Genomic DNA, 14933 nt, shown 5'->3' on the forward strand with positions numbered 1-14933 from the left:
AGGCACTGGAGTCGCTCAGATGATCGGGAACTGGCAGGAGCCTTCGTGTATCGGCAACGAGATATTCCTACCAAGTACCGGTCACACCAACGGTTACCACGCGCTGTCCGATCTTCAGCCCCTCGGTATCCGGACCCAGGGCCTCGATTCGGCCCACGCATTCCAGACCCACAACAGTGGGGAACTCGGGGGAGAAACCGTATCGGCCACGCAGCACGTGCAGGTCGCTGGCGTGGATTGGCGTCGCTTTCACGCGGATCAACGCCTGACCGGCCGCTGGCGTGGGCACAGGCCGGGATTCCAGCCGCAGGACATCGGTTGGCTCGCCAACCTTGCCGGCTACGAGCGCGCGCATGGATTGTGGCATGAGCGACCTTCGACTCTCAGCGCCCGCGAAACCCGAGGGCGTTCTGGACAGGAGCAATGCCGGTGCCGGAATCCTCGTCGGCGACTAGGTTCCGGAGCTTTCCTTTTCAATGGAGCAGACCCGTGCGCAGACTGCCATCGGCGGCCAGTCCCCCATCTAGACCTTTGCTGACCTGCTCAGCATGACCAGGTGTGCGCGCTGGATTCGTGCGGCCTACTGAGGTCCGTGACCAGGACCGCTCGCCGCAGCGCACTGGTTCACATGGTGAATCTAGCATTTCGGGATAGCTGGTTACCCGCATGACCGGCTGGAGGAACGTGATGTGTTCTACGTGGTAGCCACGCGCTGCGATCAGCAGGTGAGCACCCGCGCGGACCGTGTCATCCGTGCCTGCGTCCCAACGCATTCGGCCAGATTGTGCTGAAAACATGGAGTAAATATGGACCTCGACCACCGCTCAGCGGCTTGCGGCGCACACGCCTTCCCGGCTGGCCGCCCAGGCAGACGAGCCACCTGATCTCGGCTGATCTCTTGGCCAGCGATCCAGTCCGGCAGCACAGCGATGCGGAGTCTGCCCGATGACTAGCGGACATAGCTGCGGACGATCAAAGCCGCACGCAAGCGCCACAGGAATTCAGCTCGACCCGCGTCGAGTCCGACGAGTTGACCGATCCGCTTGAGGCGATGGTCGATGGTGTTCTGATGAATATGCAGGGCGCGTGCGGTCAAGCGCCTGTTCAATCCGTTGCGGATGTGTTCACGCAGAGTGTCGAACAACTCGGGGTGGTCCTCCAGCGGGTCGAGTATGGTCGCAAGCAGGTCGCGACCCGGACCCGGTCGAGTGAGCTGGTATTCGACCGCAAGATCATCGAAGTGATATATCCCGGGTCCCCATCGCAGACGCTCGACAATGTCGAGCAGCTCGTGCGCTCGGTCGGTCGCTGTGGGGATCTGCTCGGGGGCCGCGATCACCGCGGTGGCGGTAACCGGTGTCGTGGCGGCGAGCCCGATGATCAGACGATGCAGCTCTTGGTCACCGGCGGGCACCAGGGGCACCAGGAGCGTGCCGCCGCAGTCGCTCAACAGAGCTGGGATGGGTCGGCCGGCCAGGCCACCGAGTCGATCCCGCAGCAGCTCCAACACATTCGGTCTCGCTATCGGCGCCTCGTCGATGTCGCCGATGGCCAACGCGAGCACAACGTACCGGTCCGCGACCGGTACGTTGTGCTCGCGGCCGATCTTGGAGGTGTGGTGACCGCGTAGCAGCGCGACCGATAGGGCGTGCAACTCAGCCTCTTCGGCGGATGCCGCCGACCCGCTGTCCAAATAGGCCATCGACACCGCCGCGGTAACCGCGTGCAACGCCTCGATCAGTCGGCGTGTCTCCGTGCTCCGCCATGCGGTCGATACCGCATCAGGCGTATGGGCGTCGAGATGCAGTCGAAATCCCTCCTGCACGAGGTGGTGGACGGCGTCGATCGGAAAGCCGACACGCGCCCACCTCGCCGCAGCACGGCGGATGCCGTGCATTCGGATCGATGGTTCCCCAACACCATTCGCCACGAGAGCCAGACAGTTCGTGACGACAAGTCCGATCTCTCCGCGCAGCACACTCTTTTCCGCGGCATGGCGCGGTGCGACGGCATCGAGCAGGTGGCGCACAATGCGCTCACTGTCGGAGGCGATGCCGGTGGGAGTCTGCGGTCTCATGGTCGCGTCCTCAGAGACTGCCGCCGCCGATCAACCACGGGTTGAAGGCGCAGTCCAGGTTCGGGTATCGCGCCGGGTCGAGTGCGTTGAGGGCGATCGCGGCCGAGCGCGGTGAGTACATGATGGTCAGGTGGTCGGACAGATCCTGTTCGCAGCCGTCTTGCAGAGTGATGTTGTGCACCACAGCATCCGGTCCCGCTTGGAGGAATGTCCAGTCGAAGGGGTTGGTGACCTCGTCGTACCGGGACCCTACGACGGTGTAGTCGATACCGGGCACGGTGTCGCCGTCCGCGTTGAGCCGCGCGTAGAACGGGGAGCCCACCGCCTGTTCGATATTCGACAGGCCGACGATCGGTTCGTAGAAGCCGAGGATGTTGACGCCGAGGTTGTTGATGGCTCGTCCGAGCGAGGCGATGCCCAGCAATGAGGTGCCGTGGTGGGTGGCGCCGTAGGTGACCAGCTTGCCGACCTTGTCGGCGCCACCGTCGAACTTCAGATACTGGCTGGCCACGGTCCCTCCCTGCGAGTGGCCCACGATGTCGACCTTCTCCGCACCGGTGGCGGTGCGCACTTGGTCGACGAAATCGGCCAACTGGCGAGAGGATTCCTCCATCGGCCCGACTCCGTAGCGTCCGGGCAGAACCGACCCGATCCCGCCGCCTTGCATCAGTCCCGATCGCCCGAAGTTGAAGGCGAACACACAGAATCCGGCCCGCGCCAACCGCGGCGAGAGGTAAGCAAAAGTGTCGTAGGCGTTGAGCCAGGTGCCGTGCAGCAGAACCAGCGGGTTCGGATGCTCGGCGCTCGGCTTGCAGTCCCATCGGTTCGCGCCGGCGGGCGCGGCGTCCGGATGAGTGAGACCGTATGCGAATGCCGCCAGGGCCGAGGCCATTTCGGGACCTTCACCGACAGTGCTGGACGCGGTGCTCTTGGCCCAGCCGGATGCACTTGCGGTGTCGACGATCGCGTTGGGCTGGCGCCCACCCAGAGCAGGCGCAAGCCCAGCGGTGTCTTCCTCAGCGACGAGCTGCTGACGCGGCTCGACGGGGGCTGCACCAGCCGCCCCGATCCCGAGGCCGTGGGCGATGGTCAGTCCCGCGATGAGAGCGGCACCCGTGAACGCGCGACAGCTTCGTTGCTTCGTTGCAAACATTTCGTACTTCCCATCCGATCGGTTCCGCGTCCCGACGGTCGCTATGCCACAGGTCACATATCTCACGAAATGTGATGGGCGCCATCGTGATTGCGCGGTATTTGAAATCTAGGACCGGTCGTTAGCCAACGTCACTGCACGTCCCGACGAAGAAAGGCGCCATGTGTCTGTCGTCGGTGACAAAGTTCTGGCCGCCAGGTCGGAAGCGCTGTCGCCATCACTGTCGTCGGCAACAATCAGCCCATGTCAGTCGCTCCATCCCCGGCCACCGCCGATGCCACGCTGGTGTCCAGACTCATGAAACGTTGGCCGCAGATCGCTCAACGCATGTTCGACGCCGGCCTCGGCGCTTCGACGGAACTTCCTCAGGGACATTTCACTGCCGAAGTCCTGCCCGCCATCTATGCGTGCGGGCGCGCCGTACTGCAAGCCATCGACGAGCAGCGCGAGTTCACCAGGGCCGAAGTCACCGTCTTCGTCGCGCCGGTTGCCGAACGACATGCCGAGGACCGATTTCCGCTGGGAATTCTGATCGACGCGATCCACGACTCGGCGCAGTCGGTACTTGCGGAAGCGGCCGCAATCGCTGCGCCCGTGGAGATCTCGGATCTGGTCGAGGTCTGTGCCCGTCTGCTCGACCTGCTGAAGAATATCAACAACACTGTGGTCGAGACTTACACCGAGGTCGAGCAGTCCATCTACAACGCCGAACGAGAAGCACGTCGAGAACTGTGCTCGGCGCTGTTGCGCGGCCAACACGCGGACGAACAGGCCGCGCGTGCCGATATCCCCTTGGCCGAGCGCTATACCGTGCTGGGCATTCACATCCAATCCGATAACCAGCCGACCTCGGTGGCCGACCTGCTCGCCCGCCGCCGTATCAGAATCCTGCACCGGACCCTCGACGCGCTCAGCAACGGCACCGCTCTCGCCACCTTCGACGGCTCCGTCGGAATCGCTTTGCTACCAGCATATTCCGAGAAACCCGACCCGACGCGCCACCTCGGGTTGGCCGACGAACTCGCCAAGCAGTTCGGCGCATCGGCCCATATCGCCGAATGCGCGGCGGTCCCGCGCGCCGGAGTACCTGATGCCGCCGAGGAGGTCGCCGAACTCGCTTCACTCGCCCGACGGCTCGGGCGCCCGACCGGCGTGTACCACCTCGACGACCTGCTCCTGGAATATCAACTCACCCGACCGGGCCACGCCCGCGACCGACTGGCCCAACGGATCACCCCACTGCTGGACAACCCGCACCTCCTGGAGACCCTCGAGGCCCATCTGTACCACGGCTCCGACCGCAAAGCCGCAGGCGCGCGACTTCACGTGCACCCCAACACCTTCAGCTACCGGCTGCGCCGAATCGCCGAACTCACCGGCATCGACCCCACCGATCCAACGAATTCACGACTACTGGCCGCAGCCCTCACGATCCACCGCATGTACCATGCGCCAGACCAGAAAAGGGCAGCAGCGGTGCACGCACCGGCGGACGAAGCCAGGACCCACTGACCGACTGCCGCCCTCTGTCCGAAGTGCGTTCAGCGGCCACGGTCCTAGCGGCGCTGGGGCCACCAGCCGCACACCGCGACGCACCCGGCAGAGCGGTTTGTCGCCGCGGCAGGCCGGAGATCAGTCGAGCCTCGGGTCCAAGCCGCGAGTTGCGGCGGATAAGAAATGCCATGGCACACACCCGGAGTCGAGTTGAGCGGGAAGGCTGTCGCCTAGGCGTGCGGGGAGCACACCGTGTTCGACGGCGGCGTCGACCTGTGCTTCGGACAGCGCCGCGGCGCCGGTCGCCCGGAATCGCCATCGGATGCCCGTGGTATCGCTGTCCCAGCCATCAGGATCGAGTTCGTATACGCGCCGGATGACATGGTCGACCACAATGACCGCATATCGTGCGCTGCGGCGGGCGGCCGGACCGATACGCCACCATCCTCGATCCTGCTCATAGTGCGAATCAGTCGGCGCACCCTGCGGATCGAGGTTGGGCCACGGCTGCGAAATCACCAGGGCAGATGCCTGGTCGTCGTTCCCGCAACGGTTCCATTTGCGATGGACATCGGCGCGCTCGATACCGGTGACCGACGCGATATCGCCGAGTTCAGCGGTGTGGTCGACCGCACCGGCCGCCGCGCTCGCCATCCACGCCTCGATCTCATCGACGAGCACGCCGCAGACCCGCAGAAGACTCAGGTGCAGCTCGCGTGCCTCGACAGCGCCGAGGCCGCCGAGAAGATAGCTTCCCCAGCCGCTCGCGCTCGATCCACTCAGCCGCTCGGCGACGGCGATGACGCTGCCGAATACTGCCCGCGACAGCTGCAGCCGCTCGAACGGCTGCAAGTCTCTGGCGAACCGACTATGCGGACCCGGCCCACCTGTATCCCAACGATTCATAGCAGGCGACCTTAGAGAGAAACTGCCGCTGGATCAGAGATTTTAGTGGACGACACACCGTTTAAAATAATGTCCATTTCGCCCGGATCGCTGCATTTCCGCATCGAAAAAGCGGTGGTTGAAGGCAAAATTAGACTGGACATCCGTCAACATTGACGCAAACGGAACGAAGCTCCAGCAAAGAACGTCAGAAAACCCCTAATTGGCAACCTTGCGATCAACGGTCATGTTGCGGGCGACGATGGTGTGGCCATATCCATCGACAATGTCGTCCGCGCATGGGCGCCGCTGCGGTGATCACCCCGGCACTGCGCCAGAGGATCGCACGGGCTCGCGGGCGGATGTTGCCGGAGTAGAGTTCCCGGGCCGGCTGGCAGCAGGTCCACGGTATGAGCCGGGTGCCGGACTACGAGCTCGGACCGGTGCGACACCGAGCCCGGTGCTCGGGGGTGTGGGCGCGGGACGTGCGCGATGGGCAGCTGGTCCAGCATTCCGACCGCGGCCCGACCGACACGACGATACGATTAGCAATCAATTGGCCGACAACAGGATTGCCCAGTCGATGGGCTCGGTCGGGGACAGCTACGACATCGCCCTCATGGAGAATTTCTTCACCACACCGAAGACCGAGTTGGTGTACCGGAACTCTTGGCGCACAAGAGAAGACGCGGAGAACGCGTTGTTCGCCATTATGGCTGGCACAACACCCAGCGCATCCAGAAGAAGCTGGATTGGCAATCACCGGACGAGTTCGAAGCCGATTGCCATCAACGAGTTCCAGCCGGACAGGTAATCCGAATAGCGGGGAACCTCGTCGACGACTTCGGCTGAAAACACGGAGTAAACATGGACCACGCCCGGGTTCGGACTTGGTTCCCCGTCGCTAGACCAGGACAGCGCGCGGGCCACGATCGACGTCGTCGGATCCGGTCCCGTGGTCGCATGAGCACCCCCCGATCGTGAAAGGCGAACGGCGACAACAGCAATAGATGATCGGCCAGCTGGAACCGAACTCAGCAATTTCGGAGAAGTATTCCCGCTCCGTGCGCCGATGGCGTTGGAGTCCCTTGGCACCACGCCAACGTCACCATCGAAAGGAAACCCTGTGCAGATCGCCATCGTGTCGGTCCCTGTCCGCGACCAGAGCAAGGCGAAAGCCTTCTACGTCGACAAGCTCGGCTTCACCGTGGTGTCGGACGACCGCATGGGGCCGGATTCCCGGTGGGTCAGGCTCGCCCCGCCCGGTGGCGGTGCGACCATCACCCTGGTCACCTGGTTCCCGACCATGCCGCCCGGTTCCGTGAAAGGGCTCGTCTATACCGTTGCCGACCTCGACCGGATCCGTAAGGAACTGATCGAGAAAGGCGTCGCTGTCGGTGAGGTCGAGGACACGCCTTGGGGCGTGCGGCTGGCCCAACTCGACGATGTCGACGGCAACGGCATCGTTCTCCAGGATGGCGCCCCCGAATCGCCATGACGGCCGCCTGCCATGGCGCAGACAGTCACGTCGGCGCGGCTCGAACTGCGAGCGAACGAAGCGTGCTGAGCGACTGCGCAACTCGCTCTCGGGGAAGCAAATTCATGTCTGAACCGTCAGTGCGAGAAGAGCTTTCGCCCATGTGACGAGCCTCCCGGGATAGCCGCCGTCAGCGAAAGACCAGTTCGACGGCGGCGAAGCGGGCACGCACGGCGGCCAGCAGCCGATGCGCAGCGTCACGGTCCCGCAGGCTGGCCGGTGTCACCACGACCGCGAAGCGGCCCGAGGGTGTCGGCGCCTGGCACGGTCTGCGAGTCGATGCCCCCGGCTGTCGGCTGCGGATAGCCGTCGCGGTCACAGAATCGCAGTTGCGCGCCGAGGTGCGGTCGTTCCTTACGCGCTATCGGCTGAATGTCCAGCGGCCAGCCGGTCAGGTCGGCCAGGCCGGTGAATTCGGCGACCCAGACACCGTCGCGGGGTTCGCCGTCGCCGTTGTAGGCCGGGTTCCACGCGGTCCTCGGCACTCGGTCGACGGCTGCGGCGCGGGTGTCGGTGAGGGTTGAATCCAGCGACTAATGCAGCCGCTGGCAATACTGCACGAATTCGTGGGTGTCGCCGCCGGAATCGGTGCGCACGAGGACTTTCCGGCCGACCCGGTAGCCCGGCTTCCAGCGCGGCCGCGAGAACCTGTTTGTGGTCGTCGGCGGTGTTGGCCCCGGCGCTACCGGGCCGCCGCAGCAGTACCGCAGGCTCACCGGTGCCGTCCGGACCGTGGTCGACGAACGCACACAGCGGACGCAACCCGAACCCGCGTTTGGAAGTTGGTGCCGCACCCGCTTTTTCGCTGTGCCATCGAGCAGGGTCGCATCGGGATCGATGATCAGCGGACCGGCGGCGATACCGTGATCCGGGACGGCCACCGGCCCCAACACACTCGGCTCGCATCGCAGATGCGCCAGATCCGCCGCGCGGTCGCCGCCGATAGCCCGCGGATCAGCCCGACCTTCTCCGCCGCGCGCGCCAACGCCACGGCACCGGCCTGCGACACCCCCACACCCGAACCTGCCCCATCCACGGATACCGCATCTCCGACACGCTATCCCGCGAATTCCGGTGAACATGGGAGGGCTGATCGCACGGCGGCTGCGTTGAAACCTGCCCACGATGCGGTACTTCGATCGTGGGGGCGTGCGCGGGCCGCGGTTTGCTCGCTCATCGGAACCAGTGATCCCCTGGTAACAGTCACTGCCCCAGTTGAGTAGCCAGCCACTGCAGCGGCCGGAAGTCGGTCAGATGCGGCAGAGAGTGATTGACCGCGGTGCCCGGCAGTATCGGTGGCGCATCGTTGGTCAACACGGTGACGTCGGCGCCAAGCGCCCTCCATTGCTCGGCGAGCCCGACCAGACTCTGGTAAGGCACCAGATCGTCGTTGAGACCGCCGTGGACCTCCATCGGCACCTGGGGCGCGACGGTGCCGAGCTGCTGGCGATCGAGCCATGCGTCAATGACCGGATTCGCGACCATCTCGTCCAGGAGTGGGCGACCAGACTTGGTCAGATTATGGGACTCGCGCGCGGCCACCAAGCCGCCGAAGCACTCGGCTCCGACCTGCCGGATCACAGCTGCGCCTTCAGGATTGACCACATCGTCGATGGCCTGGCGCACCTGCGGATCCAATGCCGAGGCTGCCGCCGCCGCCCAGACCGCGAACCCGGCAGCTGCCCCGGCGCGGCGCAGGAACACGAGCGGGTTCGCGGCGACGGCACCGGCGTAGGCGGCGCGCAGCGGCAGCTCCGGCGCGTAGGACGGCTGGATCTCGGCCGCGGCCGCGGCCGCACCGCCGCCTTGGCTGTAGCCCCACACAGCGATCGGCCCGACCTCGATGCCGGGAATGCGTTGCACCGCCCGGGCGATGTCGAGGACCGCGCGGCCGCCGGCCACCCGGTCCAGGTAGGCCTGCACCCCGCCGGCACGCTGATAGTCGGTGACCGCGACCGCATATCCCTTGTCCAGCAGCATCTTTGTGGACTCGACCTCGAATCCGATCGACGCATCCAGCGAGGGGGTCAGGGACACGGCGATCGGGTGGTCGAAGGCCATTGACTGCACACACTGCGGGCCGATGCCGTGCGCTGCGGCCGCGAGGCTGACCAGCGGGCGGGGGCCTGGGCCTGGCCACGGTGCGCGCGGAACGTACACGGCACCGGTCACCGCCGTCGGGCGGTCGGTGTCGTCGCGGGAGACGTACATCAACCGCCTGGCCGTCGCCGCTCCGGCGAGACCGAGCGGATCCACGGCGGGGACGAAATCCTCTGTGCGCAGGACGGTTCCGGGCTCGGCCGCGATGTCGGCGGGCGGGGTGTAGAAGTCGCCTGGCGAGCCGTTGTCGGCGCGTGCGCCGCCCGCGACCAGCGCGGTGCAGGCCATGGTCACCAGCGCCGCGGCCACGGCGCCCTTGGCGCTCATCGCCGTCCCTGCGGCACGACGGCCGGGAAGTGCTCGTCCAGGAACTCCACCAGGATCGCGGAGACCCGGTCGGGCTGTTCGAGCATCGGCACGTGCCCGCAATCGGGCAGGCGCACCTCACGTTCGGGTTGCCAGGCAGCTGCCAGCCGCCCCCCTGCAGCCGCTGACAGCACCCGGTTGCGACTGCCCCAGATCGTGCACAGCGGTGGCCGCAGCCCCGGGGTGGGAGGCCAGGTTTCCAATGCGGCGAAATTCGGCATATCGTGCACCATTCCGGTCAACGCCCAGGCCGGGAAGGCGGCGGCGAAATCGGTCGAGAGCGGAGTGCGTGCGGCGGTGCTGTCGCCGAACCACGCAGAGCGGGCTATCGCGTGCGGCAGCCAGCCCGGCGTGCGCCACCGGCTGGCGGTGTCCAGCACACGCGTCGGAGTCGCACCGATCACCCGCGCCAGCGGCCCGTACGTGCCATCCCGCGCGGTGAGCCTGGTCAATGGGTTGATCGCGACTACCGCGGCGACGTTGGTTGTCCGTGCCAGGCTCACCGCCACGGCCGCGCCCAGGCAGTTGCCGACCAGCGCGGGTTCGGACAGCTGGTGGTGTTTCAGGAACGCGCACACCGTGCGGGTGTAGCGGGCCAGCGTGTAGTGCGCTATGCCGAACGGCTTTTCGGATTCGCCGTAGCCGTGCAGGTCTAGCGCGTAGACCGTGTAGCCGGCGGCGGCGAGCGCATCTATCTGCGCGAGCCAGATGCGATAGGTCGCCCCCGCGTTGTGCAGCAGGACCACGGGCGGGCCGCTGCCCTTGCGGGTGTAGGCGATTCGCACGCCGTCGACGGCGGACTGAAGAAGGTCCATTGGCGTGTCCCCAACTATTGTGATCACGGACAGAAAGTCCTAAACGATGTGGTTTATGACTCGCATAGTAGGGCGATCCAAGGAGGCTGGCAAGGCGTTGATGGGAAACTCCGCAAACCCCGCCGACCGCATCGCGCAGTTGATCACGTACCTGCGCCAGGGCGTTCCCCTTGCCCAGGTCCGCCTGCCGCACGGGCCCGCCGGCCTTACTGCCGAGGAAGTGCAGGATCATCAGAGGTGGCGTCTGATCGCGAGTATCGCGTGCGTCGTTTCCCGTGAGGGGTACGCGGGCACCTCCGTGAACAAAGTGTGCCAAGAGGTGAACGTCTCGAAGAAGTCCTTCTACGAGATCTTCCCCGGCGGGCTCGAGGATTGCTTCCTGGCAGCGTTCGACAGCGTCTCGGTCGTCATCAGCAGCCTTACCGCGTCGGTCGACCCGAACCAGATCGATGACCTGGACCAGTTGTTGAGCGGCCTGCTGGGCCGCTATCTGTTGCTGCTCGAGCAGGCGGCGGAACTGACCGAGTTACTGCTGATCCACAATCTGGGCGCCTCTCCCGCGATTCGGCAGCGGCGGGTGGCGGCTTTCGACGCCTATGCGGTGCTGTTCCGGCAAATCTTCGACGTCGCCCGCGAGCGTGGAATGCCGATCGCCGCGATCGACGACACGACGATGATCGCCCTGTTGGCCGTTATCAACGAATCGTGCATCCGGCACATCATCACCACCGGTGGCGAGTCGGGCCTGACGAGCCTCACACCTGCTCTGCATCGAACAGCTCTGCGCATCCTCCGCGCCCCGTGACGCCGAGGCGGATCCGCCTCGGCCACAACAGAATTGGCGGACTGCCCGGCGGCGGAATCGATCTGGTCGGTGGCGTTCCAACGACCGCCGTGGCAGTGGCGCGGCAGGTCGATTAGTGCTGCGTTCCTCAAAGATCACGTACCTTGTTGGTTTCGAATCTGTCGGGGTGAGTTCTGCCGAAGGTGTTGATTGCATGTTCTCCGTTGGATGTGTTGGAGGAGAACAAGATTCGTAAGCTAGCCGTGGCTCGGCATGTGCCTGGAGATTGGATCCGGCGGGCTCGGATGATCACGGCGAGTTGGGACGGGAAGTCCACCGCGGACAACGCAGGCGAGCTGGGCTGCCACCTACAGACACTGCGAGACCGGTTGCGCCGGTTCAACTCTCACGGCCTGCGGGGGCCGGGGATCGTCCTGGGGCAGGGCGCAAGCCTCGACTGAGCGAAGCCGAGCGCAGCCGCGTCGTGTCCTTGGTCGCCACGACTCCGCCGGGTCGCGCTGGACACTGGAAGCGTTGACCGAAGCCTGCGCGTTGCAGGCTTCGTCGGTCGCAGTCAGGTGCGCGGAATACTTGCGGCAGAGGGCATTCGACGAAACTGTAGGGACACCGTGGAGCGGGGGCCCTCGTCATTTCAGCGTCATCAGCACTGCCGATGGCTCCAACATCGGCAAACTCAGCGACAGGCAGCTGACAGACCACAGCCATCGGCGTCGCACTACGAGGAATCAACGATCGAGCAACGGTGTTGTCCGGAGGACCGCTATGCCAGGTTGTGCTGCTGCGCCCTGCGATACGGCGATCAGCCGAATGCCCCAGAGCAGACCGCAGAGGAGATATCACCAATGGTCAGCATCAGTGCGGAAACGCCAGAGCAGACCGAAGAACGTCTCCGCCGTGTGATCGCCCAGGCCGATGTCCTCGTGCAGAACGGCGTGTGGTGCTTCGAAGAGTCCCCTACCGATCAGCCGCCTGTGCTCACCAGCGACACACTGGCCGTGGTCCGTGACGACCAGAGCTGGAGCCGCCTGGTCCCACTCACGCAAGCACATGAAGACGTCGAACATTTCGGGATCTTCTCCTTTCACTTCCCTGCCGAGCTCGACAACAGCGGCTTCGTCGGCTGGCTGGCCAGCCAACTAAAGGTGAGACTGGGGACCGGGGTATTCGTCATCTGCGGGAGTAACCGCGCACGTGGCGGCATTTATGACTATTGGGGTTGTCCAATCCACTTGCTCGACGAAGTCATCGCCGTCGTTAAGGAACTACGCGCCAGCTGATCACCGGGCCCTCGCGAAGGCACGGTCGTACCGCCCGGCCACCTCGACGAACGCGACCAGGAAATCCTGGCCGGGACCTGACGTCTCCAACTAGCCGCGATCAGGGGGTGAACAGCTCGCCGATCGCGGTCATCGTGGAGCATGGGTACCTCGACCGATATCGACGTCGCCCTCGCCGGTGACGATCTCGTGCTGCGGTTGGCCTGCGCGCCTACCTCGCCCGCTACACCGGGAGCTCCCGCGTCCACTGCACTTCGAACCTGCGCCTGTATTTCCGTTGGTGCATCGAGCATCTTTGAGGCGCTGCTTACGGTGGCGCGGGATTCGGCCCATGCCAACGATTTCCCGTTGGTGGCGATGCTCGGGTTGCTGGGACTGCCGATCTTCGAAGCCTGCGGATCCGATATCGACGATCTCGGCGAAGCACTCGGGCAATGAGTCCAGCGAGTTGTCGGCAAGGGCACCAAGGTCGTTCTGGTGCCGCTACCGCCAGCTGTGGGCCGGGCAATCGACCGATCGTGCGGTAGCCGCGCGGGCGGCCCAATTCTGCTGAACACTCGCGGCCGATGAATGGACCGCCACTGCGGAACCCGTCGCTTGCGGAAGCTGGCACAGAACACCGGGATGCGGTTGCCGCGGATGCATCCGCACATGCTGCGGCACGCGGTCGTGACCACCATGCTCGACGCGGGAGTCGAGCTGCGAGACGTACAGATCGCCGCCGGTCCTGCCGACCCGCGCACGACCCTGCGCTACGACTGAGCGCGAACGAATCTCGACCGGCACCCGAACGACATTTCTGGCCCTCTACATGGCCTCCGGCACATGACATTTCAACGTGCACTGCTTTGCCGAGTTCACGGTGTTCGCAGGAGCGTGGACACGATCTCGGCTGTACCGATGAATTCTGGGTGGATCCGTCGTCTACACCTCTGGATACACCGACAGCGGTGGGCCTGTGTTGGGACCATCCCAGCGCGGGAAAAAACACATGGAGGTACTGGGGATGCGGAAGTCGATTCTGGGCGTTGATGTCTCGCCCGACTGCGAAAGCGCTGACGCGGACAACGGAATTCGGGACGTCATGATGAGCGTCGACGAGCCCGAGCAGGAGCAATCGATCCGGACAGTGATCCGGACGGGTGAGCAGGGGCTCCGGTGAGTGGTATCAGGGTGTTGGTGGCGGGGGCGAGTATCGCGGGGCCCGCGCTGGCCCACTGGTTGCGTCGGCGGGGGGCCGAGGTGACCGTGGTGGAGCGGGCTCCCGCGTTGCGTCCGGGTGGGCAGGCGGTGGACGCGCGCGGAGTGACCAAGGAGGTCATCCGGCGGATGGGGTTGGACCCGGCGGTGCGCGCGGCCCGCACCCAGACCATCGGCGCGCACACCGTGGACGCGGACGGCAACGTGCTGGAGACGTTCCACGTGGACGACGACGGCGGTGACGGGTTCATCGCGGAGATCGAGATCTTGCGCGGGGACCTGTCGCAGGTGCTCTACGACGACACCCGCGACGGTGTCGACTACATTTTCGGCGACCGGATCGCCGAGCTCACCCAGGACGCCGACGGGGTCGACGTGGTCTTCGCGGGCGGTGATCGGCGGCGTTTCGAGCTGGTGATCGGCGCCGACGGGCTGCATTCGGCGCTGCGCACAATGGTTTTCGGGCCGCACGAGCAGTTCGTCCGCCACCTCGGGCACGTGCTGGCCTTCTACAGCGTGCCCAACGAATTCGGGCTGGACAAGTGGCTGATCGACTACCAGGAGTCCGGGCGCTCGGCCGGGCTGCGGCCCATCCAGGACGCCACCCGGGCGATGGCCATGTTCTCCTTCCCCTCGGCCGACCTCGACGTCGACTACCGCGACGTCGAGGCCCAGAAGCGCCTGCTGCGCGCGCGGATGGCCGGTTTGGGCTGGTTGACGCCGCGCATCCTCGCGCACGTGGACGACACCCCGGACTTCTACCTCGACCAGGTCGCCCAGGTGGTGATGGACCGCTGGTCGAACGGACGGGTGGGACTGCTCGGCGACGCGGCGTTCAGCTCGTCCCCGATGTCCGGGCAGGGCACCGGGCTGGCCCTGGTCGGCGCGTACCTGCTGGCCGGTGAGCTGGCCGCCGCCGGGTGGGACCCGGCGGCCGGGTTCGCCGGCTACGAGGACCGGATGCGCTCGTTCGTCGAGGCCAACCAGGAGATCGCCCAGTTGAACGCCCGCAGCCGCGACGTCCCCGGGCCGGATGCCGAGCCGGGCCCCGATTTCACCGGAGAGTGGTTCGCCGAGCTGGTCGAACGCGCGATCAACGGCGTCGAACTGCCCGACTACGCGGGCGTGCCGGACTCCGGGGCCCCGGCCGGACCGCCGATCACCTCCTCGGCCAAACCGTAGGCGTCACATAATGTGTCGAGAGGGACGACGCTTCAGTAGGCC

At 65.6% G+C, this 14933-nt stretch carries 16 protein-coding genes and 1 pseudogene; 10 read left to right on the forward strand and 7 right to left on the reverse strand.

What is annotated here, in order from left to right; translation table 11 throughout:
* Nucleotides 1–67 precede the first annotated feature (67 nt).
* From ACQP0C_RS23200 to ACQP0C_RS23210, 3 genes are all read right to left on the reverse strand, one after another.
* On the reverse strand, nt 68–355 hold the full coding sequence (locus tag ACQP0C_RS23200) for an alcohol dehydrogenase catalytic domain-containing protein (RefSeq protein WP_433723015.1): 288 nt from the start codon (nt 353–355) through the stop codon (nt 68–70).
* A gap of 594 nt (nt 356–949) precedes the next feature.
* Nucleotides 950–2077: a PucR family transcriptional regulator gene (locus ACQP0C_RS23205; RefSeq protein ID WP_433723017.1), complete on the reverse strand. Its 1128-nt coding sequence runs from the start codon at nt 2075–2077 to the stop codon at nt 950–952.
* Between the two features lie 10 nt (nt 2078–2087).
* Nucleotides 2088–3230 carry an esterase/lipase family protein gene (locus ACQP0C_RS23210; protein WP_433723019.1) on the reverse strand — a complete coding sequence of 381 codons (1143 nt, stop codon included), beginning with the start codon at nt 3228–3230 and terminating at the stop codon, nt 2088–2090.
* 243 nt (nt 3231–3473) lie between these two features.
* Between ACQP0C_RS23210 and ACQP0C_RS23215 the strand changes: the two genes are divergently transcribed.
* Nucleotides 3474–4742 (forward strand): PucR family transcriptional regulator, encoded by a 1269-nt coding sequence (locus ACQP0C_RS23215; RefSeq protein ID WP_433723021.1) that lies wholly within the window; start codon nt 3474–3476, stop codon nt 4740–4742.
* 120 nt (nt 4743–4862) lie between these two features.
* Here the strand turns inward: ACQP0C_RS23215 and ACQP0C_RS23220 are convergent, their stop codons facing one another.
* Nucleotides 4863–5630: a hypothetical protein gene (locus ACQP0C_RS23220; protein ID WP_433723023.1), complete on the reverse strand. Its 768-nt coding sequence runs from the start codon at nt 5628–5630 to the stop codon at nt 4863–4865.
* A gap of 535 nt (nt 5631–6165) precedes the next feature.
* Between ACQP0C_RS23220 and ACQP0C_RS23225 the strand changes: the two genes are divergently transcribed.
* Both ACQP0C_RS23225 and ACQP0C_RS23230 read left to right on the forward strand, forming a co-directional pair.
* Nucleotides 6166–6423 (forward strand): hypothetical protein, encoded by a 258-nt coding sequence (locus tag ACQP0C_RS23225; RefSeq protein ID WP_433723025.1) that lies wholly within the window; start codon nt 6166–6168, stop codon nt 6421–6423.
* Nucleotides 6424–6735: 312 nt separating this feature from the next.
* Nucleotides 6736–7107, forward strand: coding sequence for a glyoxalase superfamily protein (locus ACQP0C_RS23230; protein WP_433723027.1), 372 nt, complete (start codon nt 6736–6738; stop codon nt 7105–7107).
* Nucleotides 7108–7451: 344 nt separating this feature from the next.
* Here ACQP0C_RS23230 and ACQP0C_RS23235 read toward each other — a convergent pair.
* The 3 genes and pseudogenes from ACQP0C_RS23235 to ACQP0C_RS23245 all read right to left on the reverse strand — a co-directional run.
* Nucleotides 7452–8182 (reverse strand): annotated as a pseudogene (locus ACQP0C_RS23235) (transposase); the annotation flags it as partial.
* A gap of 167 nt (nt 8183–8349) precedes the next feature.
* Entirely contained in the window at nt 8350–9573 is a 1224-nt protein-coding gene (locus ACQP0C_RS23240; protein WP_433723028.1) for a lipase family protein, read from the reverse strand.
* Nucleotides 9570–10427, reverse strand: coding sequence for an alpha/beta fold hydrolase (locus ACQP0C_RS23245; RefSeq protein WP_433723030.1), 858 nt, complete (start codon nt 10425–10427; stop codon nt 9570–9572). The genes ACQP0C_RS23240 and ACQP0C_RS23245 overlap by 4 nt, the downstream gene beginning before the upstream one ends.
* 100 nt (nt 10428–10527) lie before the next feature.
* Between ACQP0C_RS23245 and ACQP0C_RS23250 the strand changes: the two genes are divergently transcribed.
* From ACQP0C_RS23250 to ACQP0C_RS23280, 7 genes are all read left to right on the forward strand, one after another.
* Nucleotides 10528–11232, forward strand: coding sequence for a TetR/AcrR family transcriptional regulator (locus ACQP0C_RS23250; RefSeq protein WP_433723032.1), 705 nt, complete (start codon nt 10528–10530; stop codon nt 11230–11232).
* Between the two features lie 254 nt (nt 11233–11486).
* Nucleotides 11487–11672, forward strand: a complete 186-nt coding sequence (locus tag ACQP0C_RS23255; protein ID WP_433723034.1) for a helix-turn-helix domain-containing protein — start codon at nt 11487–11489, stop codon at nt 11670–11672.
* Between the two features lie 402 nt (nt 11673–12074).
* The gene (locus ACQP0C_RS23260; protein ID WP_433723036.1) at nt 12075–12509 is read left to right on the forward strand and encodes a DUF6196 family protein; all 435 of its coding nucleotides are present in this window, start codon (nt 12075–12077) and stop codon (nt 12507–12509) included.
* A 141-nt stretch (nt 12510–12650) separates the two neighbouring features.
* Complete coding sequence (locus ACQP0C_RS23265; RefSeq protein ID WP_433723038.1) at nt 12651–12947, forward strand: hypothetical protein; 297 nt, start codon at nt 12651–12653, stop codon at nt 12945–12947.
* Between the two features lie 159 nt (nt 12948–13106).
* Nucleotides 13107–13271: a tyrosine-type recombinase/integrase gene (locus ACQP0C_RS23270; RefSeq protein WP_433723040.1), complete on the forward strand. Its 165-nt coding sequence runs from the start codon at nt 13107–13109 to the stop codon at nt 13269–13271.
* A gap of 244 nt (nt 13272–13515) precedes the next feature.
* Nucleotides 13516–13671 carry a hypothetical protein gene (locus tag ACQP0C_RS23275; RefSeq protein WP_433723042.1) on the forward strand — a complete coding sequence of 52 codons (156 nt, stop codon included), beginning with the start codon at nt 13516–13518 and terminating at the stop codon, nt 13669–13671.
* Nucleotides 13668–14891 (forward strand): FAD-dependent monooxygenase, encoded by a 1224-nt coding sequence (locus ACQP0C_RS23280; protein ID WP_433723044.1) that lies wholly within the window; start codon nt 13668–13670, stop codon nt 14889–14891. The genes ACQP0C_RS23275 and ACQP0C_RS23280 overlap by 4 nt, the downstream gene beginning before the upstream one ends.
* Nucleotides 14892–14933: the final 42 nt, after the last annotated feature.

It is taken from the genome of Nocardia sp. CA-129566 (assembly GCF_050956075.1).
In the GTDB taxonomy this organism is placed as follows: Bacteria; Actinomycetota; Actinomycetes; order Mycobacteriales; family Mycobacteriaceae; genus Nocardia.